This is a genomic window from Pontibacter liquoris (assembly GCF_022758235.1).
Taxonomy (GTDB): Bacteria; Bacteroidota; Bacteroidia; order Cytophagales; family Hymenobacteraceae; genus Pontibacter; species Pontibacter liquoris.
The window spans coordinates 2,098,102-2,123,561 of sequence record NZ_JALEBG010000001.1; the positions used below are offsets into that span (position 1 = coordinate 2,098,102).

A 25,460-nucleotide genomic window follows, 5' to 3' on the forward strand; every position below is an offset into this window, starting at 1 on the left:
GTATTACCTTATTTATCTTGCGTGTCGTCGGCTGCTATTGCCGATTTATCCAGTGATTTTGCATCTTTTACGGTTACCAGCGCACCATCGGCCAAAGTTTTAGATACCGCACGGAATGGTCCGGAAACTACTTTCTGGCCGGCTTTGATGCCGCTCAGTATTTCAATGTTCTCAAAATCGCTGATGCCTGTCTTTACTTTAACTGCCTTTACTTTGTTACTGCCGCTGTCATACACAAATACGACTTCTTCGGCAGGCGCCTGCGATGGCTGGTTTTCACTTTCGGATGTATTTCCTTCTTTCTCGTCCGCATCGGCTTCTTTGGCAGGAGCTTTGGCGTCGCCGCCAGGGTTATCGGCCGAGCGGGTGGTTACGGAAGAAAGGGGCACCGATAACACGTTATTCTTTTTCTCCGTGATGATGTCCACTGAAGCCGTCATACCCGGTCTGAAGGGGCGGCTTTTCGTCTCGGCCAGGTGGCTGTAGGATTCGTTCAGCAGGCGGATGCGCACTTCAAACTCAGTTACCGCTTCCAGGGTAGTGGCATCTTTGGCCGTATTAGCAATAGCCGTTACCACGCCTTTAAACTTTTCATCCTTGCTGGCATATGAGTCTACCTCTACAATAACAGAGTCGCCCAGCGCAACGCGGATAATGTCATTTTCATTCACGTTTACGCGCACCTCCATGTTGTTGAGGTTAGCAATACGCATAATTTCAGTACCTGCCATCTGCGAGGTACCCACTACGCGCTCGCCCTGCTCCACATTCAGCTTGGAGACAATGCCGCTTACCGGCGCATAGATCGTGGTTTTGTTCAGGTTCTCGCGGGCATCTTTTAAGGAGGCCTGGGCGTTCTGCACATTAAATCCCGACGCACGAATGCTTTGGCGCAGCGACTCCACTTCCTGCTTCCCTGACTCGTAGGTTGCTTTGGCCTGCTGGAAATCGGCCTGCGAAATAACTTTCTTGTCGAAAAGCAGCTTGTTGCGATTATAGTTCTGCTCGGCCTGGGCGAAATTAGCCTGTGCCTGCGCCAGGCGAGCTCTTGCCTGCGCCAGGTTAGCCCGGGCGGTATTCACACTGGCTTCCTGTGCATCTACAAACGATTGGTAGTTATCCGGACGGATGCGCAGCAGCAGTTGTCCCTTCACTACCGAATCGCCTTCCTCCACGTTCAGCTGGATGATCTCACCCGAAACATCGGGGCTGATCTTCACCTCGGTCTCAGGCTGCACTTTGCCGGAAGCACTTACTTTTTCAATGATTTCTGCATTCTTTGCCGTTGCCAGCACCACTTCCACGCCTTTTTCCTTCCCGATCCAGCCTGCTTTTTTAGCGATGATCAGGCCGGCAGCTACAAGCACCAATACAACAATCAGGATGGGAATGAGCTTTGATTTTTTCTTTGCCATAGTTTTATAAAGAGATGTCTTTGCCCTGGTAAAAATCCAGTACTTTTAGTTTAAAGGTGTATTCATACTTGGCCTGAAGCAAGCTGGACTGCGCACTCCGGAAGGTATTGGCAATGATATTAAAATCAACCGTATTGATAACGCCATTGTTGAGGCGCAGCTCCGCATTGCGATAGTTCTTCTCGGCAGCCGTTATCTGCTGTTTTGCGGCCACATACTTGCGTTGCGCCGACACAGCATCCACGTACGCCTGTTCAATGGTCTGGCGCAGGTTGTTTCGCGCAATATCGGCGTTTAACTTGGCATTTTGCTGCAGGATCTTGGCCCGCTGTACGCCGGTGCGTACCTGCAGCCCATTAAATACCGGAATGGTAAGACCCACCCCTATCTGCTTGTAGATGTTGTCTTTATACTGATCGATAAAGGCATAGTCGCTGTAAAGGGGATTTACCGCTACATCAGGCACATAGACAATAACAGGTTGCTTACCCGCCTCATCATAGAAGCCAAGTGATTGTGGTTTCAAGCCGTTATCGATCGTTTCCCGGCCCTGCAGTAGCTTGTTCGCGCTGGAATAACGGGTGCTGATCCCTGCATCAAGGCTTAACTGCGGGAAATAAGCTCCTTTGGCAATTTCGATGCCTTTATCGGCGCTCTGCACGCGCAGGTCCACCGCTTTGATAGCTGGTAAAGTCTGCAATGCTACTTCGTATACATCGTTTCCGTTCACCAGCACCGGCTGCTGGTCAGGCTCAGGTATGTCGGGCACTACAATCTTAAAATCGTCGGAGGCAGGCAGGTTGAGCAGCTGCATCAAGGAAAGACGGGCAATGTCGCGCTGGTTCTGCGCATTGATCAGGGCCAGCTCATCCGACGCCTGCTGTGATTCCAGTTCCAGCACGGCGTTTTCGGCCACACTACCTGCTTCGAACAGGATGCGGTTGCGCTTCACCTGCTGGGTGGTCAGGTCGCGCTGCAGCGTGGAAGTTTTAATTAATTCTTCGGCAAACAGGATGTTCAGATACGAGGTAACGATCTGCAGGGTGATGTCGTTCTGTGCGGAAAGCACATCCTGCTCATTGGCCTCCACGATAAGCCCGTTTTGCTTGATCTGGTTTGTTTGCTGAAAGCCCATGAAGAGCGGCACCGAGGCGCTTGCCCCAAAGTTACTCGACTGGGAACGGTCGGTGACAAGGTTAAATGAAACCGGATCCTGGTAAGAGCCGGAATTGATGTTGTAGCTGCCCCGGGCATTCACGGAAGGAAGCCGTTCGAACTTAGAGCGCTGCAGGTCGGTACGGCTCAGTTGCGTATTAATCTTGCTCTGCTGCACCTGCAGGTTGTTTTCCCGGGCATAGTTTACGGCTTCTTCCAGCGTCCAGGCACCGTCTTTGTTCGGGTCCTGCTGCGCCTGGGCCAGCGTACTGCCTCCTCCGAAAAGGGCGAGTGCCAGCAGAAAGTATTTGGGTAATTTTTTCATAGTATAGCGCTAAAGATCGATGTTCGGAATATAAACGACATTTTTTATCCAGCTCAGCTGTTTGAGGTATTCCAGGGTGATGGGCTTTATGCCCGAGTCCATTTCAATAAACTGACGGGCCATTTCGTTGCGGCCTTTACGCGACACGTTCATGGTGGCGATATTACACTCATCGTGAGCCAGCACGGAAGCAATAAAGGCAATGCTTCCGGTTTTATCGGTAGCATCGATAATGAGCGTATGCAGAGTAGCTGAAAAATTGGCTGAAAAGCCATCTACTTCCACTATTTTGATCACACCACCACCCCGGCTCTGCCCGACAACTTCTACTTCACGGTCGCCTGCTTTCAGATTTAGTTTAATCGTATTCGGATGCATGGTGGAGGCATTTCCAACCGAGCGAAAAGTATAGCGAAGGCCGCGTTCTTTGGCAAAATCAAAAGCTTCCTTAATGCGCTTGTCGTCTGTTTTAAAATCCAGCAGTCCTGCTACAATCGCCCGGTCGCTGCCGTGCCCTTCGTACGTGCGGGCAAAAGAATTATAAAAGGTTATAGTGGCTTCTTCCGGCGCTGTTCCCAGGATGCGGATTGCCGCACGCGCAATACGGACCACCCCCGCCGTATGCGAGCTCGAAGGCCCAATCATGACAGGCCCGATCATATCAAAAACGCTACTTTTCTCTGCCATAACACATTACCACCTGGTTAATATCGTGGAAACCAAATTTAGCAATTTAGTAGGAGTTTTATAGTATATAGCCCTTAAATTAGGCTTATTTCTACCAATGCATGGATTACCTCTACTAACCTGACACATTTGCCCATTAAGTATAAAGTGGCTGCAGGTTGCCCAGGCTGCTGTTTAGCACCTGCAGGTCAGATGCTAAACAGGCACGTTTAGTTGCCTGCCGCTGAGCAAGATGCGTAAAATAGTACGGTGAGGCAGGCCTTTGTCAGGAAAAGCGGTTAGATTCCATTGGCGCGAGGGTCCGTTGCCCGTGAGGTGAGATAATTTAGCACGGCCTGCCCCGCGTAAAAGTATTTATTTAACTTGCGCCCGTTTTATACCTTTACTCATCTGAAAAAAGCTTGCCATGGAGCACGGTTTCAAACCTGAAGTACTGGATCAGCTAAAGCGGCTGGAAGAAAAATATGTGCCGCTCGGGCAGGATCTGGCGGCTTATCTCGAGGGCCTCTACCACACTGATTTCCTCAACTACTGGGATTACATTCACCTCGATACGCTGCTTAGCCTGCAGAATCCGCGCACCACCATCCCGGATGAGAAGATCTTTATCATGTACCACCAGATCACGGAGCTATACTTTAAGCTGTGCCTGGAAGAACTGAGACAAATAGCAGACAACAAGGATATTACAGCTACCTTTTTCATGCAACGCTTGAAGCGCATCAACCGCTATTTCGATAACCTGATCAACTCCTTTGATGTGATGGTGGACGGCATGGACCCCAAGCAGTTTCTGCAGTTCCGGATGGCTTTGATGCCGGCCAGCGGCTTTCAGTCGGTGCAATACCGGATGATCGAAATTGCCGCAACCGATCTGCGTAACCTGGTAGATAAAGCTCGTCGTGCTGCATTAGGTTTGCAGAGCACGCATGAAGAAATGATGGGCTGTATTTACTGGAAAGAAGGTGCTACCGAGGTAGCCACCGGCGCTAAGACCCTGACGCTGCTGCGCTTTGAAGAGAAGTATACGCGGTTCCTGATTGATTTTGCCAAAGAATACGAGCACAAGAACATGTGGGCAGTATACAAGCGCCTGCCCGAAGCCGATCAGCAAAACCCCAAACTGCTTACACTGCTGCGCGACCTGGACAGCAACGTGAATGTGAACTGGCCTCTGATGCACTACAAATCGGCAGTGCGCTACCTGCAGCGCGACCCGGACGTAATAGCCGCTACCGGCGGAACCAACTGGCAAAAGTACCTGCCGCCACGCTTTCAGAAACGCATCTTTTACCCCGAACTATGGTCACAGCAGGAAGTGGAAGAATGGGGCAAAGGTTGGGTAGAGCGGGTGCTGGAAGAACAGGCCTGATCAAAATAGAAATCCCTAAACGGCCTGTTCTTTTCCTTAAAAGGCATCAGAACGGTTAATCAATAGATAGCACAAGTATAAAGGGCTATACATTTTAAATCAGAAGGAATTTGTCACCACCGGATGCTGTTCATACACAGTATACTTGCCGGGATATTCCTTCAGCAATCTTGCCGGGTTACAAATCAATTATAAATAAAAAGTTTAAGGCTAACTACCTTACCTACAGTAAATGAGAAAGAAAGAATTAGACCTGGTGCTTGCACCGGAAGTGGCTTTTGATGCCGAACTGTTAGAAAAAGAACTCCTCCGAAGTGCCGGACTCCAGCCCGAAGACGTAAAGTTCATTCACCGGATGAAGCGTTCCGTGGATGCCCGCGGCCGCCAGGTAGTCACAAAAGTTCGGGCCGATGTGTACCTGGACACGCCACCAGCCGATGTCCTGAACCCCAACTATACTTATCCGGATGTAACAAACCAGCAGCAGGTGATTATTGTTGGAGCCGGGCCTGCCGGCCTGTTTGCTGCTTTGCGCTGCATTGAGCTGGGCTTAAAACCAGTCGTGCTCGAGCGCGGAAAAGACGTGCGTAGCCGCCGCCGCGACCTGGCAGCCATCAACAAGGAACATCTTGTAAACCCCGACTCCAACTACTGCTTCGGTGAAGGCGGCGCCGGTACGTATTCGGATGGCAAGCTGTATACCCGTTCTAAAAAACGCGGCGATCTGCAGCGCATCCTGCAGATCTTTGTGCAGCATGGCGCTACCCAGGATATTCTTTTTGATGCACACCCCCACATTGGCACCAACAAGCTGCCCAAGATCATTGAAGCCCTACGGGACACCATTTTGGCAGCCGGTGGCCAGGTATTGTTTGACAAACGGGTAACGCAGTTTATACTTACCGGTGATGCCATTCGCGGCGTGGTGACGCAGGACGGGCAGGAATATGTCGGCGAATCGGTTATACTTGCTACCGGCCACAGCGCCCGCGATATTTTCGAATTGCTACACAACCAGCAGATCACCATCGAAGCAAAACCATTTGCCATGGGTGTACGGGTGGAGCATCAGCAAAGCCTGATCGACAGCATCCAATACAAGCGCCCGGACCGGGGGCCCTACCTGCCGGCATCGTCTTATGCCCTGGTGCACCAGACACATTATCAAAACAAACAGCGGGGTATCTTTTCCTTTTGTATGTGCCCGGGTGGTTTTATCGTGCCATCCGCTACGGCGCCTGGTGAGGTGGTGGTGAATGGCATGTCGCCGAGCCGCCGCGATTCCCGCTTTTCAAACTCCGGCATTGTAGTGGCCCTCGAACTGGAAGATATGGCCCTGCAGCAGTATGGTGCCCTAGCGGGGCTGCGAATGCAGCAGGACCTCGAGCAAAAAGCGTGTGCCATGGCGGGCGGCACGCAGGTGGCACCAGCCCAGCTATTACAGGATTTTACACGGGGCAAAGTGGGCGGCAGCTTACTAGAAACCTCATACCAGCCCGGGCTGACTCCAGTGGACATGAACGATCTGTTTAGCGATGCGATGGCGTACCGGCTGCGCGAAGGCTTTAAAGCGTTTGGCGGTAAAATGCGCGGCTACCTGACCAATGAGGCGCAGATCGTAGGCGTAGAAAGCCGCACGTCGTCGCCTGTGCGCATTCCCCGCGACCGTGAGACCCTGGAGCATGTGCACGTTCGTAACCTTTACCCGTGTGGCGAAGGAGCGGGCTATGCGGGCGGCATTGTATCGGCGGCCATGGACGGAGAACGATGTGCCGAGAAAATTGCAGCTAAGATAAAGCGCGTGCTATAGCAGGTTTGCACCTATCTCAGAGCAGCTTGCCATAAAACCTGATGGCTGTTTTTAGAGTTTTATAGTATACAGAAGCAGTAATACGAAAGCAATACTTATGAAAAAGACAGTAGTATTAGGAGCTACCGACAATCCTTCCCGCTATGCTTACAGAGCTGTGCACAAGCTGCAGCAGCACGGGCACGAAGTGGTACCCGTAGGGATCCGCAAAGGAGAAGTTGGCGGAGAAAAGATCATCAATGATAAAAACGAAGAAATCACCGATGTGGACACGGTCACATTGTATGTAGGCCCGCAAAACCAACCGGATTGGTACGAGTACATTTTATCATTAAATCCGAAGCGGATCATTTTTAACCCAGGAACCGAAAACCCTGAACTGGAGCGCAAGGCGGCACAGAAAAATATCCAGACGCTTCATCATTGCACCCTGGTGATGCTGGCCACTGACAGTTACTGATTTTTTTGTAAAAGATATTTTTTAAGTAAAACTATAACTTACTGCTTAACCTGCCGTATAAAAGAATACATAAGCGGATGGCATTGTTGTCTACGCTTGTATAAAAGGGACCCGAATAAGGTCCCTTTTATATTTATAAGCTATCTTAAATAAAAAACGGCACCTGAATCAGACAGGTGCCGTTTTTTATAATGCATTTCCTTCTTATTCACCCGGTCTGTACTCTTCTTCTTCCTCCATCAGGTGGTGCATGTTTTCGGCTGTTACCATATCGGGCATCAGGTTGGTGCTGCCTACCTGTACCTTGTTCTTCAGGCCCGAAACTATCCGGGTTTTACCGCTCATCAATGCCTGGTAGCCGTCCAGGGCCACATCTTCGGGTTCTGACAGTGAGCCGTTCGCAGCGCGAGTATGCGCCGCACCGGCCCGTTTAAAGAACATCGTGTTGCTGGCACCTGGACAAAGCGCTGTCACGGTAATATTGGTATGTTTCAGTTCGTTGGTCAGGCCTTCTGAAAAAGAAAGCATAAAGGCTTTGGTAGCAGCATAGATCGTCATTAGGGGCGATGGCATAAAGGATACCACAGAACACAAGTTCAAAATCTTGCCTTCATCGCGGCGGATCATATCTTTTAAGAAGAGCTTGGTCAGGTGAACGGGCGTATTCATGTTCAGCTGCATGATACGTAGCTCATGTTCCAGATCGGTTTCTGAAAACTCCCCGTGTACCCCTGCCCCGGCATTGTTGACCAGCACATCTACCTGAATGCCGCTTCTCATCACTTCATCGTATACTTCCTGAGGCGCTTCGGGCCTGCTCAGGTCTGCCGTTATGATGCACACATGTTCCAGTCCATGCTCGTCCTGCAGCTGGTAGCCCAACTGGCGGAGCCTTTCGGTGCTGCGCGCCACCAGCACCAGATTATAGCCATCGCGGGCAAAGAGTTTGGCAAATTCCATCCCAAACCCGTTCGATGCGCCTGTAATAAGCGCTGTTTTTCCTCTTTGATTCTGTTCCATTGTTTTCATAGATTAAAGTTGCTACACCTGCTGGTCGCCACCGGCAGCTATACTAGTGTACCACCTTAATCTATGTGGGGTTACGACAGATAAGTTCCTGAACCACTGCTTGCAAGTATAAACAAGCTTTGCTTCTCGGCACTTTCCCCTTACGCTACTTCGCGTCGAAGCACTTCCAAGGGCGGCCGGTTCAGGATCCCCCGGCTGTTGAGCATACCAATTACCATGGTGAGCAGCGTGATACCCAGGAACACAGGCAACAAGGGCGAAAAGTCGGGCACAAAATTTACTTCGAAGCTAAATACCGCCAGGGCCCAGCTGGCTCCTACCGCCAGTACAATACCGGTGCCTGCCGCCAGAGCGCCCAGCAAGAAGTATTCAAATGCATTAATAGTCAGTATCTGCCTGCGGCTGGCGCCCAAGGTACGCAGCAACACACTCTCTTTTACGCGCTGGTATTTGCTGATATTCACTGAACCGACCAACACCAGCAAACCGGTGCTGATGCTGAAAAGGGCCATAAACCGGATCACAAAAGAGATCTTGCTTAAAATATCATCCAGCGTCTGCAGGATCAGGCCCAGGTCGATGGCAGATACATTCGGAAACCGCTGTACCAGGGCCCGTTGAAAACCGGCGGACTGCGCATCGGAGGTGGTATGCGTCATGAGCACATGAAACTGCGGCGCATCGTCGAGCACGCCCTTCGGGAAGAGCACCAGAAAATTACTCTGCACGCGGTTCCATTCTACTTCGCGCAAATGCTTGATTACAGTGGGCACAAGAGCGCCCTGCACATTAAAGACCAGCGTATCGCCCAGTTTTACCTTCAGCCGCTCGGCATACTTCTCTTCCAGCGAGATCGGGACAGGAGCATTGGAGCCGGGTTGTACGGTTCCGGTCCAGGTTCCTGCCGCTGTTTTCTCCGAATCGATAAGTGAATCCCGGTAGGTAACCCGGTACTCGCGGGTGTACGCCCAATCAGGTATGCCCAGCGTAGTATCTTTCCGCACATCAGCAGCGGTCAGGCCGTTCATCTCCTCCAGGCGCATGGTTACGACCGGCACCAGCTGCAATACTGGTAGCCCCTGCCCTTTTACCATCGAAACAACCTGTGCTTTCTGCGCGGTCTGGATATCGAAAAGCACCAGGTTGGGCTGGTTCTCACTGCCTGAAATAGCTACTTCGCTCAGCAACAGCCGCTGCATCAGAAACAGGGTAGCGATCAGGGCCGTGCCCAGTCCTACGGAGACCGTCAGCAGCAAGGTCTGGTTATTGGGCCTGTAAAGGTTAGCCAGACTCTGGCGCCATACATACCCCCAGTTAACCGGAAAAAAACGGCGCACCACCCACATCATGCCCCGGGCAAGCAGAGCCAGCACTACAAAGGCCACCACCACGCCAGCGGTAAACCAGAGCGCCTGCAGCCACGAACCCAGCTGGAAAAAGGCGAACACAAAGATAAAGGCAAGTATAAGCCCGTAAACGGCCCAGCGTAGCGGATCTTTCGGCGAAGACAGGTGCTCTATCCCTGCGCGCAGCGTAATCAGCGGCGACACATTGCGGATGGCGAGCAGCGGCAGGAGCGCAAATAAAACAGAGATGGTTAGGCCAATGGCAATGCCTTCCGTAACAGCAACCCACGACACTGCTACTGTAACATCAACCGGTAAAAAGGACTGGAACAACTGCGGCAGGTAAAGCTGGATCAGGCTGCCTAAAATAGCCCCTGCCACAGACCCGATAAGCCCCATAGCCATTACCTGGAAAAGGTAGATAAGAAAGGCCTGCCGGCCGCTTACACCCAGGCAGCGCAGCACCCCGATCGTAGCCAGCTTTTCGCGGATGTAGACATGCACGGCACTTGCCACACCAACACAACCCAATAAAAGGGCTACAAAGCCTACTAGCGCCAGGAAATGCGCCAGGTCTTCGTAGGCCTTGCCGGTGCTTTCCTTGCGGCTGTTTACGGTATCATACCCGAAGCCGGCTTCTTCCAGCCGTGGCTTCAGTTTTTTCACCAGTGCATCAGCATCGGTTTTGGGCGCCAGTTTATAGTAAAAATAATAGCTGATGCGGCTGCCCTTCTGCAACAGGTGCGTGGCATCCAGGTACTCACGCGGTATGTAAACAGCTGGAGCTACCGTAGCCGTAATGGCCGTTTGCCCCGGGATTTTTTGCAGGGCGCCGGCAATCTCGAATGTCAGCTCTCCTACTTTGATCGAATCGCCGGGTCTGGAGTTGAACTGTAACAGCAGCGTTTGATCGACCAGGGCTTTGCGGCCTCCCTGCCGGAAGCTGCGGCTTGCATTTGCCGGAAGGGCTTCTATCGCACCGAAATATGGAAAGCCGCCTTCCAGCGCCCGCACCTGCACCAGGCGGGTGCCTTTTGAAGCCGGAAAGTATACCATCGATACAAAGCGCACTTCATCCGAGCGGTCGCCGCCAACAGCAATCGAATCGATCAGCTGCTGCATGGCGGGTTCCAGTTCTTTGTTGCTCGCAATCACCAAGTCCGCGCCGATCAGCGATTTAGCCTGGTTGTCGATGTCTGTTTTTAGGTTTTCGCTGAACGAATTGATGGCGACCAGGGCGGCAATGCCCAGCACGATAGACGAGATGAAAAGCGCCAGTTTGCCCCGGTTGCGCCGGCTGTCGCGCCAGGCCATCTGCAGCAGCCAGCGTAAGTTCAGCTTATTTCTTTCGGAAGGAGGAAGGATGGTATCGGGCAAGGCCTTAAATTTTGAATTGAAGTATAACAGTCAAACTGTATTCGAAGCAAACAATTTATAGCTCCTCGTTGCGCGCCGGGACAGGAGCTGGTTCGCCGGTATCCGAGATCACCGCGCCGCCTTTCAGCCGGATGATGCGTTGTGTTTTCTCGGCCAGCTCCAGATCGTGTGTTACGAGCACGAGTGTGGTGCCGGCTTCGCGGTTCAGTTCGAACAGCAGTTTCTCTACGCGTTCTCCTGTTTCCTCGTCCAGGTTACCGGTGGGCTCATCAGCAAAAAGGATGGTGGGCCTATTAGAGAAGGCCCTGGCTAGGGAAACGCGCTGCTGTTCGCCGCCGGAAAGTTGCGTGGGATAATGATGGTGGCGTTCGCCCAGCCCCACGCGTTCCAGCAGCTCGCGGGCCTGCTGCTGCACATGGCGCTCCCCGCGGAGTTCCAGGGGCACCATCACGTTTTCCAGCGCTGTGAGCGTGGGTATGAGCTGGAAGTTCTGGAAGATAAAGCCGACATACTGGTTGCGTACCTGAGCCCGCTCATCTTCCGAGAGGTTATCCAGGCGCACGCCATTCAGTATGACAGAGCCGGCAGAGGCTCGGTCCAGGCCGGCACAAAGGCCGAGCAGTGTGGTTTTGCCACTCCCCGAAGGGCCAACAATAGCACAGGTATCGCCGGTCTGCAACGAAAAGTTTATACCTTGCAACACCGTCAGGTGGCGATCGCCACTGGTATAGGTTTTGCTCAGGTTCTGTATATCAAGTATAATCGACACTGGAATAAGAATTAAGTACGTTTTGAAACCGGTATGAAATGGGCCGGACTGTTCAGATCAAATAACTAAAACACCTCGTTATAAGTTTTAATTGGGCAAGTATAAAATTAGCAAACAAATACGATGATAAGTATAAAAAGAAGCATAAGCCTTATTTTACTGGCCGTCTTTACCGGACTCGCCGGATGCGGGCAGGTAGAACAGGCAGAGCGGATCGGTACCCCGCCAAGCGAGAAAAATACTGCAAAGCAGGATGCGGCCGCTCAGAAAAAAGAACGCACCCGCACCATCCTCTTCTTTGGCAACAGCCTCACGGCCGGCTATGGCCTGGAGCCTGACCAGGCTTTTCCGGCCCTTATTCAGCAGCGCATCGATTCGCTTGGTTTGCCTTACAAGGTGATCAATGCAGGAGTAAGTGGTGAAACAACGGCAGGTGGCAACAGCCGCATTGACTGGTTACTAAAGCAGCCGGTGGATATTTTTGTGCTCGAGCTGGGTGCCAACGATGGCTTGCGGGGCATTAACGTAACCGAATCCTATCAGAACCTGCAGAGCATCATTCGCAAGGTGCGCGCTAAATACCCCGAAGTAAAGATCGTGCTGGCAGGCATGCAGATCCCTCCCAACATGGGCCGCAAGTATGCGCAGGAGTTCCGCAATATCTATACGCGGCTTGAAAAAGAAGAAAATGTCACGCTTATTCCATTTCTGTTGGATAAGGTTGCCGGCATTCCGAAACTAAACCAGGCCGACGGCATTCATCCAACCATAGAAGGGCAGAAAATTGTAGCGACCAATGTATGGGAGATCATCGCCCCGCTGGTGACTTCTGACGAAAAGGCTTAAAGCTGTAAAGAGCAGGGTTACAAAAAAATTGTATTTTTTTTGATAGGTAGAACAACCTTTTAAAACCATTGCGGTATATAAGTATGGCTAAAAGTTGAAATTTATTTCAAAACCAGCAAAAGGCTCCTTCAGAAATGCAGGAGCCTTTTCTGTTTTAATCCCTTCCCTCCTGCTTTATTCTTCTTATCCCTGCCACAAGTATAGCCCTTGCGCCCCCGCATGATTGTACTTTATTTTTTACAAGTGCAGCTTACTGCCAAAGGCTTTGGCAACAAATTGTGTTGCTTAAATTTAACTATAGCAGTATAGTTCAATGCCACTTTTATATGATAAGTAGCTATGCAATGCAGTCTACCGGACATTTCGGGATTTGTGGAAAACCGCTACCCTGCGCTATGATTTATTGCCTAGGGTCAACGACCGGTAGGCTAGGAAATAGCCGCATCGCAGGGCGGTATAATACATTCTATATGGCTTATACTTCATATTTTTATAGCTGAATGCCAGATATTTATAGTCGCCGGATAGGTCGGAAAGAAAAAATATAAGAAATTTATACTTCCTCAGGCAACCTTACATGCTGCTGCTGCATCTGGAAGGTAAAGAGCAACAGCAATGCTCCGAATAAAGCCAAAACCGACAGATTTGATTTAAACTTTTACGTAGCGTGACAGAAGCAGAACTGATAGCAGGATGCCAGCGGGCAGAAAGCAAGGCGCAAAAGCACCTGTACGAGCGGTTTGCTTCGCCAATGTACGGTGTGTGCCTGCGCTACCTTAAAAATCAAATGGATGCCGAAGAAGCGCTGCTGAACGGGTTTATGAAGATCTACCACAACATTGGCCAGTTCGAGAACAAAGGCAGTTTTGAAGGCTGGGTGCGCCGCATTATGGTGAACGAAGCGCTGGCTTTCCTGCGCAAAAAGGAGCCCCTGCACCTGGCCATTGAAGACAGCCATGTGCAGGTAGCCGGCACCGGCGGGGCCGATCAGGAACTGGCCGAAGGCGAATTGCTGGAGTTGCTGGGCACCTTGCCAGCCGGTTACAGGGCCGTTTTTAACCTGTATGCCATCGAAGGCTACGCGCACAAAGAGATTGCAGACATGCTGGGCATTACGGAAGGCACTTCCAAGTCGCAGTTAAGTAAAGCCCGCGCCATGCTGCAGCGCCGCTTGTCCGATCAGGATGTTATCGCTGTTTAAAAAGGAGGAATTATGAAACCAGAAGACATTGATAAGTTATTTAAGGACCGCCTGGCAAACACGTCTCCTACGCCTTCTGCCGACCTCTGGAGCCGGCTGCAGGGCCGTATAGAAGAAGAAATGCCGGCAGCACAGCCACAGGAAAAGAAACGCAGCCTGATGTGGCTCTACAGCTCTATTGCCGCTTCTGTGATGCTTTTGCTGGCCATTGGTCTGGTGCTTTATAACGGCAAGTCCGGCAAGCCGGAAGCTCGCATCGCACTGCAACAGCAGCCAGCAATGATAGAGCAGCCCGCCCGGCCTGAGGTGCAGGCGCCTGCTGCGTCCGTGTTAGACCCGGCAAGTATAGCCGCAGCGCCGGAAGCAGAAAAAAAAGAAATTAATTTACAACCACAGGCAACCTCGTCCGCACCAGCTGCATCTAACAGTTCAAAGGCCCTGGCCCATGTTACAAAAACACCGGCAAAACCTAGCACTGAGATGAAAAAAGCTACCACTCCGATTACATCCGCTCCCTCGCCTCAGCTGGCCCTTGCGGAAAGCAAACTCAAGGCGCAGCCTGCTGCAGCAACTGCCCCCACGGAAGCACCGGAGACGACCGCTGTTTTTGCCTCTGCTACTGATGCTACTGCCGGCGCAGAACCTGTCGAGATCATCTTTAAACGTGCCGTAAATACCCAGCCTGCCCTAAGCGAAGAGCCCAGCGGCCGGGAAAAGAAAACACGCCTAGCCAAGAATATCTTTAAGCAGGTTCGTAACCTGAGCAACGGCGATCCGGTGGAGCTCTCCTCCCTGGGCATCCGGGCCGATAAGATCGCGCTGGAAACCAGGATCGGAAATCAGAAATTCTCTAAAGTAATCAATCTCTAACTCCCACTAACATGAAACGTTTACTACTCATTTCGGCCATTTTCATGGCTGCCGCTACCGGTGTGTTCGCAAAAGGCGGTCTTACTATTGGCCAGCGCCTCGGCGACCAGGATACTATCGTGATCAGAATGGCCAATGGCGCCAAAATGACCCTGCTGCTACAGAACAAAGAACAACTAAAAGCCTTCCAGCACTACAGCCTCGATTCGCTGATGCGCAAACTAAACCTGTATGTGCAGCAGGTAGACAGCCTGGAGCAAACCAAAACCGACATGAACTCTAAGGAAATGACGGTAACCTTTAATGCCTCCGATTCTTCTGGAAATGATGCACAGGAAGAGATCACCATCACGGTGCAGGATTCAGGCAAACAAAGTGGCCAGAAAACAAAAGAGCGCCACGAGATCCGCATCAACAAAACATTTAAGATCGATGTGGAAGTAGAGGAAGATGGCGATGACACCAATGTGCATGTGAACGTGCCGGACAGGGCAGAACGCGACAGCACACGGGCCGCTTACAGGGAAGAGCATTATAAATCCACGCGGTTTAACTTTGATGTGGACCTGGGTCTGAACAACTTCGTGAACTCCGACCTGAACAACATGGTAGACCTCAAGCCACTGGGCTCCCGCTATGTAGGTCTTAACCTGCACCTCAACTCCCAGATCGGCGGCCGCAAGAGCCCCTTCTACCTGGTATCCGGTCTGGAGTTCTCGTTCAACAACTACATGTTTGATGACAATGTGATCGTGGAAGACATCGAAAATTATACCTACTTCCATACTTCGCCTGACATCGATTACGACAAATCGAAACTGACGCACTCTGCCATTAACGTGCCGCTGATGCCTATGCTGAAATTTAAGCGCGAAAATGGCAAAGACGGCTTCCAGATCGGAGCAGGTGGTTTTGTAGGCTACGGACTGGGCAGCCACGCCAAGCTCAAGTATGACCAGGACGGTAAAACCCAGAAAGATAAAATCCGGGACAACTACAACCTCAGCGACTTTCAGTATGGCCTGGAAGGCGTGATCGGCTACGGCGATGTGGACCTGTTTGTGAAGTATAACATGAACGATCTGTTCAAGGATAATCGCGGGCCACAAACACAGGTCATCAGCTTCGGTCTGCGCCTGCTCAACTAAGCATTGTTTCTTTTTAAGGTGAAAATAAAAGGGGAGCCAGAAAAGCTCCCCTTTTTTATGTGCTTTAAGCCGACCGTCTGAAATTATCGATGATGATGGCTGTGGCGGTAGCGACATTCAGTGATTCTGCCTGGCCATAGGCCGGGATCTTCAGCAGCCTGTTTACCTGCTGCGCTACTTCCGGCCGGATGCCATTAGCCTCGTTGCCCATCACCACAATACCCCGCGGCTCTAAGGGCATAGTATGGATGTTCTCGCCTGCCAAGGATGCTCCATAAATACTATAGTCCGGCCCCAGCTGCTGCAGCCAGTTTGCCAGGTCCTTAAAATAAACGTTCACCCGGGTAAAGGAACCCATGGTAGCGGCAATTACTTTGGGGTTATAAAAATCGGCGCAGGCTTCGGAGCAAACCACTGTGCGGATGCCATACCAATCGGCAATGCGGATAATGGTGCCCATATTACCGGGGTCCCGGATATCGTCCAGGGCCAGCACCAGCTCTTCGGGTTGTACGGCCAGCGGCGGCAGCTGCCGCATACGGGCTACGGCCAGTGCTGCGTTATTAGAGGCGTAGGAGCCGGCGCGTACCAGTTCCGCTTCTGTCACAATTTCAAAGGGAAACCCCTGGTCCAGCTGCCGGGCATGCGCTGCATAAAAGTCTTCGGTCACAAACAAGTACTCCAGCTGAAAATCAGCGCGTAGCAGCTCCAACACACTTTTGGCGCCCTCCACCACAAAGGCTTGGTGTTGGTTACGGTATTTTTTTACTTGCAGGGATTTGATGTACTTTACAACTGCTTTTGACAACATAGCTGGAGAAACGTTTGAGACCACGATTATACATATCCGCCCTCATATTAACAATTTTATATTTGAGCGGCTGCGTGCCTACCAAAAACCTTGGGCCTAACGAACAGCTTTTAGTAGGTATACAGCCCCAGGGCCTCGAGCATATTGATCCGGCTGCTATTGAGGCGCTTTACCAGCAACAACCCAACCGTTTAGTGCTGGGCACAGCACCATACTTATCGCTTTATTATTTCGGTAAAAAGTTTTACGATCCGCAGAAAATTCAGGAGCGTATAACGCGGCTCGATCAGAAAATAGCGGAGAAAGTGGCCAAGGTGGGCAACGATTCGACCAAAGCCCGCAAGATCCGCGACCGCATCAATAGCCGCATCGACAGGCTGCAGAAGAAAAAGAAAGAAGGTAATTTCCTGATGCAGGTGGGCGAGCCGCCGGCCATTTACGACTCTACGCTGATGGCCGCGACCATCGACCAGGTGGATATCTACCTCAACTCCAAAGGCTATTTTAACCACACCGCTTCGTACCGGAAAGATGTCAAAAAAGACAAACTGGTCACTGTTACCCTGACAATCGACGAGAATGCTCCCTACCGCTACGCCAACTTCAGTTACCGCATTCCGGACCCGGGGGTGCTGCAGCTGATAAAGTCGGCAGAGCCGCGCTCGCTCCTTAAGCCCGGCGAGATTTATGACGAGGATGTGCTGACCCAGGAACGTGACCGGCTGTATGAGCTGCTCAAGAATAATGGCTATTATGATTTTGCCCGTGCCTTCATTGAATTTGAGGTGGATACCAGCTATGCCGAAAATACGGCCCGCATTACTACGCTGGTAAAGAACCCGGAAACCGATTCGGCACACCATGCCTACAGCATCAACAACGTATACTTTAAAACCGATAACGACCGCTTTGGCGTGGGCCGCGATACGCTCACCTATAACAACATCCGGTATATTTCTTACGATCTGCGCTACTCTCCCAAGGTGCTCGATAAGAAAGTGGACATCCTGCCCGGCCAGCTTTTCAGCCAGATGCGCACCAGCGTCACACAGCGCAAACTCGCCGACCTGGACGTGTTTCAGTTTAACAATATCTTATACAATAAAGTAAAACCCACCTCCGATACCACCAACCCATACCTGCTGGATGCCTATATCAATGCCGTACCTTCTAAAAAATACCAGGAAACGACAGAACTGGGCCTGAACTTTACCGAGCGTCGGCCAGGGCCTTTTTCAAGTATAAACCTGCGGATTCGGAATATTTTTGGCGGCGCCGAGAACCTGGACATTGGCCTGCATGGCGGTTATGAAGGGCAGATCAGCCTGGCCACTCCCAACCAAACGGTGATGATCAAGGAGTATGGCGCCGATATCGCCCTTTCAATTCCCACGATCCTATTGCCCTTCGGGGGCCGCAACCTGCTGACGCCCTATTATCCCAGAACGCGCATCGTGGCCAGCTACGACAAAGTGGACCGCCAGGAATACATCCGGTCCAACTACCAGCTCAACCTGGATTATATTTGGCAGAAGTCCCGCAGGGCCTTGCAGCCGCCTACGCTGCAGTTTATACTATCGCCAGTAAACCTGAGCATCGTGCAGACAGATACCATCTCGCCGGAGTTTCAGGCCAGCCTGGAGAAGTATAGCCAGGGAAGCCGCTCGCTGATCAAGAGTTTTGAGAGCGCGTTTCTCACTTACATGTCTTTTAATGTGATCTACAACACGAATGACTTTACCCAGACGCGCAATGCCCGCTATATCCGGACGCTGGTAGAAGCAGGCGGCCTGACCCGGGAGTTGGGCCTCGATATCAAGCCGGGCGATCTGCAAACGTTCCAGTACGCCAAGTTTAACCCCGACTACAGACGGTATATTCCGCTGGGTGGCGGCCAGTATTTTGTGTACCGGGTAAATGCCGGCGTTGCCTCGCCCCTGTTTGGTACCGGCGTACTGCCCTATGATAAATACTTTTTTGCCGGTGGTTCTTCCAGCGTGCGTGCCTGGCAATCCAGGCGGTTGGGGCCGGGCTCGTATGCCACCGAGAACGTGGTGTATGAAAATGGCCAGCTCGTATCCAAACGCGATTTTGCAGTGGAGCAACCCGGCGAGGTGCTGCTGGAAGGCAGCGCGGAATACCGGTTCAATATTTTCAGTTTCCTCAATGGCGCCCTGTTTGTGGATGCCGGTAATGTGTGGTGGCTCAAAAAGGAAGAGACAAAGCCGGGGGCTGATTTTGCCTTCAACAGGTTTTACAAAGAGCTGGCTGTGGGCACCGGCTTCGGCATCCGCTTCGATTTATCGGTGGTGGTGCTGCGCTTCGACCTGGCCACGAAAGTATATGATCCGGCAGGCATCAACGGCGAAAAATTTGTATTGGACAACTTCCGGTTCTCCGAATTTTTTACCCGCAACAACCAAAGCTCGCTCAACATCGGAATCGGCTATCCATTCTAAAATCTCTTAGCCTGACATAAAAAAGGAGCCTTACCAATCTGGTAAGGCTCCTTTTTTATACTTCTAAATTGGTTGAATCCGCGGAAAAGACTACTTAATACTGTAGGAGCTCGGCTATACTTGTAGCCACTTTCTCCGGATTAGGCAGCATCATTTTCTCTAGCTCCACATTCAGCGGAATGGCCGGCAGGTTGTCTGCTCCCAAAGTATAAATGGGGGCATCAAGCTGCTGGAAACAGTCTTTGGACAAGCGGCCCGCCAGCGACTCGGCAAAGGAGTTCATCAGCGGTTCCTCCGTCAGCACAAGCGCTTTGCCATGGCGCACCACCGAAGCGCGGACTGTCTCATAATCCAACGGGTTGAGGGTGCGCAGGTCCACAATTTCAATGCTTCCGGGGAATTGCTTTGCCGCAGTTTTGGCCCAGTACACGCCCATACCGTACGTGATCACAGTCAGGCTGTTTCCCAACCGCATTTGCTCTGCATCAGCTTGCTGCACAATATTAGCTTTGCCGAGCGGCAGGATATAATTCTGAGCGGGTTCCAGGGTTTTCGCATCCTCTGTGCCGGCCACCTTCGACCAGTAAATGCCTTTGTGCTCCAGCATCACCACCGGGTTAGGGTCCAGGAAAGCCGCTTTCATCAGGCCTTTCATATCGGCGGCGTTGCTCGGGAACACCACTTTGATGCCCCGGATGGTGAGCAGCGTGGATTCTATACTTCCGGAGTGATACGGGCCGCCGCCGCCGTACGCGCCAATCGGCACCCGGATCAGCGCCTGCACCGGGAACTTACCATTAGACAGGTAGCAACTTTTCGAAAGCTCTTCCACCAGCTGGTTCATGCCCGGCCAGATATAATCGGCAAACTGGATCTCCACAATCGCTTTGGCTCCTACCGCCGACATGCCCGCCGTGGAACCCACAATATACGCTTCCTGAATCGGGGTATTGAACACGCGGGCATCGCCATACTTCCTGGCCAGCAGCGCAGCCTCCCGGAACACACCACCCAGTTCGCCGCCCACATCCTGGCCGTAGAACAAGGCCTCCGGATAAGTGCGCAGAATATCATCCACTGCGTGCAGGGCAGCATCCACCATCGTGGTCCGTTCGGCGCCGGCCGGGCTTCGCTCCCCTTTTTCTTCGGTTACCGGTGTGGGTGCAAACTCATGCTGATTGTAAGTAGCCGGAGCAGGGTCCGGGGCATTCAACGCGCGCGTGTAGTCTTCGGCTACCGTTTGAATAGCTTCCTGCTCCAGCTGGGTTATCTTTTCTTCGGTAACATCGGCCTCCAGCAGCGCTTGCTTCATTTTGGGAAGCGGATCGTTTAGGGCATGCTGGTTCAGGTTGTCGCCACGGTACCACTCCCGGCGCACTCCCGAAGTATGATGGCCCAGCAAAGGCACTTTGGCGTGCACCAGGATGGGTTTGCGGACCTGCCGCGCATACGCAAAGGCGACCCGCATGCCTTCATACGATTCAATAAAGTCGGAGCCGTCAACACGCAGGCGCTCCATTCCTTTAAAGCCCGCAGCATACTCGTAGGCATCCATGGCACGCATTTCCTTGCCCGTGGCCGAAATACCCCAGTCGTTGTCCTGCACCAGGTATACAATGGGCAGGCCTTTGAGCACCGCCATCTGGAAAGCTTCCGCTACTTCGCCTTCAGTCACAGAACCATCGCCTAAGGAGCAAAGCACCACCGGTTTCTGGTCGTCCTTTAGCAATCCCTGGTTTTCGAGATACGCCACGCCGTGCGCCATACCTGTTGCCGGAATAGCCTGCATGCCCGTGGCCGAACTCTGGTGCGGGATGATGGGGAAACCTTCGCGCTTTAAGGACGGATGCCCATAGTAGGTGCGACCGCCCGAGAACGGATCATCGGCCTTGGCCATGAGCTGCAGCATGAGTTCATAGGGCTGCAGGCCTAGGCCTAACAAAACGGATTCATCGCGGTAATAGAGCGAAGCATAATCGTAAGGCTGCAGCTGAAAGGCCGTGGCCAGCTGAATGGCCTCATGTCCCCGCGAGGTGCTGTGCACATACTTGCTGCAGATGGTTCTATTTTCTTCGTAGGTGTCTGCCATGGTTTTGGCAGTAAACATGAGCCGGTAAGCTTTTTGGAGCAGGGTGACGTCCAGCTTAACGGCTTCCAATATATCTTTAGACATAAGTTCTGGTTCTTTTGGCCGAATTTACGAAATAATAGGCTTTTCCTAAAATACGAGAAGGGCTGCGGTAGAACGGGTATAATTCGGTAATTTTGCCCCTACTTAGCCAAAAGACACAGGACAAAGGACTTTCTGTTCCGGGCATTCGTTACGCTATACTTGCCTTTGCTCTTTTTGCTATGGCGTAAGATTTATCATAGCAATGAATGTTGCCTGAAACATACGAAAGCTGTTCTATTCTGAAGTCTTTGGTCATTTGTCTACTATCTAATGTCTAGCATCTAACGTCTAAAAAATGTTCAGAGAAGAAGTGGAGGCGTTTATGCGCCAGTTTCAATCCGATTTGTGCCAGGCGCTGGAGCGCTGCGATGGTGGCGCCACGTTCAGTACCGATACCTGGGAACATGCCGAAGAAGGCGGCGGCATCTCGCGTGTGATACAGGGCGGCAATGTACTTGAAAAAGGCGGCGTGAATTTCTCAGCCGTGAAAGGACAGCTTTCGCCCCAGTTTCTGAAGATGCTCGAAATGCCGGATGCCAACTACTTTGCAACAGGTGTTTCGGTGGTGCTGCACCCCCACAGCCCCATGGTGCCCATTACCCACATGAATGTGCGTTACTTTGAGGGCGGCAATGGCCAGGCCTGGTTTGGCGGGGGCATCGACCTGACCCCCATTTATGTTGACCTGGCGCAGGCACAGGCCTTTCACGAGCAAATGAAGGCAGTATGCGACCGGCATCATCCCAGCTATTATGCCGAGTTCAAGAAATGGGCGGATGATTATTTCTACAACCAGCACCGCGACGAAACCCGGGGTGTGGGCGGCATTTTCTTCGACCGCCTGATGGCTACCGACGAGATAAGTATAGCCGAGCGCTTTGCCTTTGTGCGGGATGTAGCCTATGCCTTTGCTCCATTCTATACTTCGATCATGAACCAGAACCGCGATTTGCCTTATGGCGAGCGCGAAAAGCAGTGGCAGCTGATGCGCCGCGGCCGCTACGTGGAATTTAACCTGGTCTATGACCGGGGTACCAAGTTCGGGCTGCTCACCAAAGGACGCATCGAATCGATTCTGATGAGTTTGCCGAGTTTGGCTTCCTGGGAATACAATTTTATTCCGGAGCCCGGCAGCCCAGAAGAAAAAACGCAGCATTACCTCAAAAAGGAAATTGACTGGCTAAGGGTGCAGTAAGCATGGTGGAAGCATTGGAGAAGCTCGACAAGGAGCTGTTCATTTACATCAATGGTCTGCACAGTACCTTCTGGGACGGCTTTATGATCTTTATGTCGGAGAAACTGGTCTGGATCCCGTTTTATCTGGCTATTATCGGGTACCTTGTTTTCCGCTACCGCCGGCAAAGCATTCCCATGCTGCTGCTGGTACTAACCGCTATCGGGCTTTCGGATTTTATTGCTTCCGGCATTTTCAAGCCATACTTTACCCGTCTGCGTCCCTGCCATGACCCCGAGCTGGCGGCTGTCATCAACATTGTAAAAGGCTGTGGCGGGCAGTTTGGCTTTATGTCCTCGCATGCGGCTACCACGTTTGCTTTGGCCGTATTTTTTAATCTCGTGCTACCGGATCGTTACCTGCTTTTCAAGATCGTACTGGTTACCTGGGCGGTGCTGATCTGCTACAGCCGGGTATACCTGGGTGTCCATTACCCGACAGACGTACTTGCCGGCGCATTAGTGGGCACTTTGATGGCGTATCTGGCGGCGCTTGGCTATAGGTACCTGGTGAACAAATTTCCCTACTTTTACCGTTAAACCTTTGGCAGCGAAAGCTGTTCTTTTCCTGTTTATAAAGGAGCGTTACGGTTTGCGCAAAAGCATCATCATACCTTATTTATTCTTGATTTGCCTTGTACTGCTGCTGGCATGGCCGGCGGCAGCACAGGAGCGTTTCCGGCTGAGCGGGCACGTAACCGATGCATCTACCGGCGAAGCCCTGGCTGGCGCTGCCGTCGGGCTAAAGGAACTGCCCGGCACCGGTGCTGTAACCGATGTAAGCGGCAACTATACTTTTGTGGCACCGGCTGGCTCCTACACCCTCACGGCAAACTACATTGGCTATGCGCCCTGGCAGCAGCTGCTGCAATTGCAAAACGATCAGCAGCGCAATATCCGGCTCTCCGCCACAACCTATGGCGTGCAGGAAGTGGAGGTAACTGCCACCCGCCAGCCGCCGCTCACCCAAACCGCTGCCATGGGGCAGCTGGAACTCCCCCTGGAGACCCTTAAAACCCTGCCCGTGCTTTTTGGTGAACAGGACATCCTTAAAACCGTGCAGCTGCTGCCCGGCGTAAAGGCAGGTGGTGAGGGCAGCACGGGCTTTTATGTGCGTGGCGGCGGCGCCGATCAGAATCTGGTGCTGCTGGATGGCGCTACTGTATACAACCCCGGGCACCTTCTAAATTTCTTTTCCGTCTTTAACGCAGATGCGCTCGAAAGCACCACGCTCATCAAAGGAAGTATGCCTGCGAAATATGGTGGCCGCCTTTCGTCGGTGCTGGATATCGGCATGAAATCAGGCGACCTTTCGAAGTATAAAGCGGAAGGCGGCATTGGGCTGATTTCCTCGCGGCTGATCTTGCAGGGGCCAATCGTGAAAGAAAAAGCCGCCTTTCTGCTCTCCGGGCGCCGCACCTACATGGATGTGCTGTTTAACCCCTTCCTTAAAAATACCGAGCAGGGCGGCGTGCCCTTCTATTTTTATGACCTGAACGGAAAGCTGAGTTATACCCTCTCGCCTAAAGACCGTTTGTTTCTGAGCGGCTACTATGGGCGCGATGCCGGCAGCCTCAAACTGTCCGACGGCCGTTTCAGCTCCGACTTTTTCTGGGGCAATGGCACGGCTACGGCTCGCTGGAACCACCTGTTTTCGGATAAACTTTTCCTGAACCTGTCGGCTGTGCTGAGCAAGTATGATTTTCAGTTCGGCTGGGATTATGGCGGCTTCAATACTAAGGTGCAAACGGGCGTGCGCGATCAAAGCCTGCACCTGGACCTGAATTATACCCCGAATGTGCGGCACCACCTGCAGTATGGCTTGCAGTATACGTATCACCGGCTGCAACCCCGCACGGGCGAGGCACAAAATGAGCAGGGACAGAATTTCGCCACGGACCGGCTCGTCGCCAAGTATGGGCACGAAGCAGCCGTATATCTCTCAGATGAGTGGCATGTGACCGATAAGGTGCTGCTGAGCCTGGGGTTGCGCAACAGCTATTTCCGGCAGGCAGGCCCCTTTACCCTCTACCGCTTTAACGCAGAACAGCTCGTAACAGACTCTACCTCCTATGGCCGGGGCGAGAAAGTAAAGCAGTACCAGGCGCTGGAACCACGCATCGCATTTAAATATGAACTAAGCAAGCAAGCTTCGCTGAAGGCTGGCTTTACACAATCTGCACAGTACGTGCACCTGGTCTCGAATGCTTATACAACCCTGCCGCTGGATGTATGGGTGCCGAGTTCGGCGCTGGTGGCGCCGCAACGTGCAACGCAGTATGCGCTGGGCTATTTCCGGAGTATGAAAGAAAACAGGTATGAGGGTTCGGTGGAAGTATACTATAAAACCATGAAAAGCCAGCTCGAGTACCGCGAGGGCTTTGTGCCCGGCCCCAGCAACCGCGACCTGGAGTATGAATTTGTGACCGGCCGTGGCCGCTCGTATGGCGTTGAGCTTTTTGTCCGTAAAAACCTTGGCGACCTGCAGGGCTGGCTGGGCTATACTCTGTCGCGCACCACCCGTACGTTTCCGGCGCTGAATGCGGGCAATACCTTCCCGGCGCGCTTCGACCGCCGCCACGACCTCTCGCTGGTGGCCAGTTACAAGTATAACGCACATTGGACCTTTGGGGGCACCTTTGTGTATGGCACCGGCCAGGCCACCACGCTTCCCTCCCGCCGCTACCTGATAGAAGGCAATGTGGTATACCAGTACGGTGAGCGCAACAGCTTCCGGATGCAGCCATTTCACCGCCTGGACCTGGCTGCTACCCTGGCCGGCAAAGACCATAAATATTTTAAATCGAGCTGGACCTTTTCTATTTACAACGTGTATGGCCGTCAGAATCCTTTTTTATACTACATCGATAGCGAAGGCGAACCTTACAGCGGCAGCATAAAGCTGCAGGCCAAAAAGGTGTCGATCATTCCTTTTCCGCTGCCCTCCGTTACCTGGAACTTTAACTGGCTGTAA

General features: G+C 52.2%; 19 protein-coding genes. 11 read left to right on the forward strand and 8 right to left on the reverse strand.

Features of this window, described 5'->3' with window-relative positions; genetic code table 11:
• Positions 1-8: 8 nt before the first annotated feature.
• Genes LWL52_RS08680 through sdaAB form a run of 3 tightly spaced genes read right to left on the reverse strand, consistent with a single transcriptional unit; the run spans position 9 to position 3,582 of the window.
• Positions 9-1,415, reverse strand: coding sequence for an efflux RND transporter periplasmic adaptor subunit (locus tag LWL52_RS08680; protein WP_242918885.1), 1,407 nt, complete (start codon positions 1,413-1,415; stop codon positions 9-11).
• 4 nt (positions 1,416-1,419) lie between these two features.
• Positions 1,420-2,895, reverse strand: a complete 1,476-nt coding sequence (locus tag LWL52_RS08685; protein WP_242918887.1) for a TolC family protein — start codon at positions 2,893-2,895, stop codon at positions 1,420-1,422.
• Between the two features lie 9 nt (positions 2,896-2,904).
• Positions 2,905-3,582, reverse strand: coding sequence for an L-serine ammonia-lyase, iron-sulfur-dependent subunit beta (sdaAB, locus tag LWL52_RS08690; protein WP_242918889.1), 678 nt, complete (start codon positions 3,580-3,582; stop codon positions 2,905-2,907).
• A gap of 406 nt (positions 3,583-3,988) precedes the next feature.
• Between sdaAB and LWL52_RS08695 the strand changes: the two genes are divergently transcribed.
• From LWL52_RS08695 to LWL52_RS08705, 3 genes are all read left to right on the forward strand, one after another.
• On the forward strand, positions 3,989-4,954 hold the full coding sequence (locus LWL52_RS08695) for a tryptophan 2,3-dioxygenase family protein (RefSeq protein WP_242918891.1): 966 nt from the start codon (positions 3,989-3,991) through the stop codon (positions 4,952-4,954).
• A gap of 232 nt (positions 4,955-5,186) precedes the next feature.
• The gene (locus LWL52_RS08700; RefSeq protein WP_242918892.1) at positions 5,187-6,764 is read left to right on the forward strand and encodes an NAD(P)/FAD-dependent oxidoreductase; all 1,578 of its coding nucleotides are present in this window, start codon (positions 5,187-5,189) and stop codon (positions 6,762-6,764) included.
• Between the two features lie 97 nt (positions 6,765-6,861).
• Positions 6,862-7,224 carry a CoA-binding protein gene (locus LWL52_RS08705; protein WP_242918895.1) on the forward strand — a complete coding sequence of 121 codons (363 nt, stop codon included), beginning with the start codon at positions 6,862-6,864 and terminating at the stop codon, positions 7,222-7,224.
• Between the two features lie 204 nt (positions 7,225-7,428).
• Here the strand turns inward: LWL52_RS08705 and LWL52_RS08710 are convergent, their stop codons facing one another.
• From LWL52_RS08710 to LWL52_RS08720, 3 genes are all read right to left on the reverse strand, one after another.
• A complete protein-coding gene (locus LWL52_RS08710; RefSeq protein ID WP_242918897.1) occupies positions 7,429-8,244 on the reverse strand; it encodes an SDR family NAD(P)-dependent oxidoreductase in 816 nt (271 codons plus the stop codon).
• 149 nt (positions 8,245-8,393) lie between these two features.
• On the reverse strand, positions 8,394-10,976 hold the full coding sequence (locus tag LWL52_RS08715; RefSeq protein WP_367615683.1) for an ABC transporter permease: 2,583 nt from the start codon (positions 10,974-10,976) through the stop codon (positions 8,394-8,396).
• A 55-nt stretch (positions 10,977-11,031) separates the two neighbouring features.
• Complete coding sequence (locus tag LWL52_RS08720) at positions 11,032-11,745, reverse strand: ABC transporter ATP-binding protein (protein WP_242918900.1); 714 nt, start codon at positions 11,743-11,745, stop codon at positions 11,032-11,034.
• Between the two features lie 123 nt (positions 11,746-11,868).
• Here LWL52_RS08720 and LWL52_RS08725 point away from each other — a divergent pair, with 123 nt between their 5' ends.
• The 4 genes from LWL52_RS08725 to LWL52_RS08740 all read left to right on the forward strand — a co-directional run bounded on the left by LWL52_RS08725 (position 11,869) and on the right by LWL52_RS08740 (position 15,810).
• Positions 11,869-12,591, forward strand: a complete 723-nt coding sequence (locus LWL52_RS08725) for an arylesterase (RefSeq protein ID WP_242918902.1) — start codon at positions 11,869-11,871, stop codon at positions 12,589-12,591.
• 667 nt (positions 12,592-13,258) lie between these two features.
• Positions 13,259-13,792, forward strand: a complete 534-nt coding sequence (locus LWL52_RS08730) for an RNA polymerase sigma factor (protein ID WP_242918904.1) — start codon at positions 13,259-13,261, stop codon at positions 13,790-13,792.
• A gap of 12 nt (positions 13,793-13,804) precedes the next feature.
• Entirely contained in the window at positions 13,805-14,662 is an 858-nt protein-coding gene (locus LWL52_RS08735) for a hypothetical protein (protein WP_242918906.1), read from the forward strand.
• Between the two features lie 11 nt (positions 14,663-14,673).
• On the forward strand, positions 14,674-15,810 hold the full coding sequence (locus LWL52_RS08740) for an outer membrane beta-barrel protein (protein ID WP_242918908.1): 1,137 nt from the start codon (positions 14,674-14,676) through the stop codon (positions 15,808-15,810).
• A 64-nt stretch (positions 15,811-15,874) separates the two neighbouring features.
• Here the strand turns inward: LWL52_RS08740 and LWL52_RS08745 are convergent, their stop codons facing one another.
• Positions 15,875-16,621 carry a TrmH family RNA methyltransferase gene (locus LWL52_RS08745; protein WP_242918910.1) on the reverse strand — a complete coding sequence of 249 codons (747 nt, stop codon included), beginning with the start codon at positions 16,619-16,621 and terminating at the stop codon, positions 15,875-15,877.
• A 14-nt stretch (positions 16,622-16,635) separates the two neighbouring features.
• On the opposite strand from LWL52_RS08745, the gene tamL reads away from it, so the two are divergent.
• Positions 16,636-19,080, forward strand: a complete 2,445-nt coding sequence (gene tamL / locus LWL52_RS08750; RefSeq protein ID WP_496197643.1) for a translocation and assembly module lipoprotein TamL — start codon at positions 16,636-16,638, stop codon at positions 19,078-19,080.
• Between the two features lie 94 nt (positions 19,081-19,174).
• Here tamL and LWL52_RS08755 read toward each other — a convergent pair whose 3' ends face one another.
• On the reverse strand, positions 19,175-21,253 hold the full coding sequence (locus tag LWL52_RS08755) for an alpha-ketoacid dehydrogenase subunit alpha/beta (protein WP_242918912.1): 2,079 nt from the start codon (positions 21,251-21,253) through the stop codon (positions 19,175-19,177).
• Positions 21,254-21,548: 295 nt separating this feature from the next.
• Here LWL52_RS08755 and hemF point away from each other — a divergent pair, with 295 nt between their 5' ends.
• The 3 genes from hemF (at position 21,549) to LWL52_RS08770 (ending at position 25,460) form a co-directional block, all read left to right on the forward strand.
• A complete protein-coding gene (gene hemF / locus LWL52_RS08760) occupies positions 21,549-22,448 on the forward strand; it encodes an oxygen-dependent coproporphyrinogen oxidase (protein WP_242918913.1) in 900 nt (299 codons plus the stop codon).
• A 2-nt stretch (positions 22,449-22,450) separates the two neighbouring features.
• Entirely contained in the window at positions 22,451-23,026 is a 576-nt protein-coding gene (locus tag LWL52_RS08765; protein WP_242918914.1) for a phosphatase PAP2 family protein, read from the forward strand.
• A gap of 85 nt (positions 23,027-23,111) precedes the next feature.
• Positions 23,112-25,460, forward strand: a complete 2,349-nt coding sequence (locus tag LWL52_RS08770; protein ID WP_242918915.1) for a TonB-dependent receptor — start codon at positions 23,112-23,114, stop codon at positions 25,458-25,460.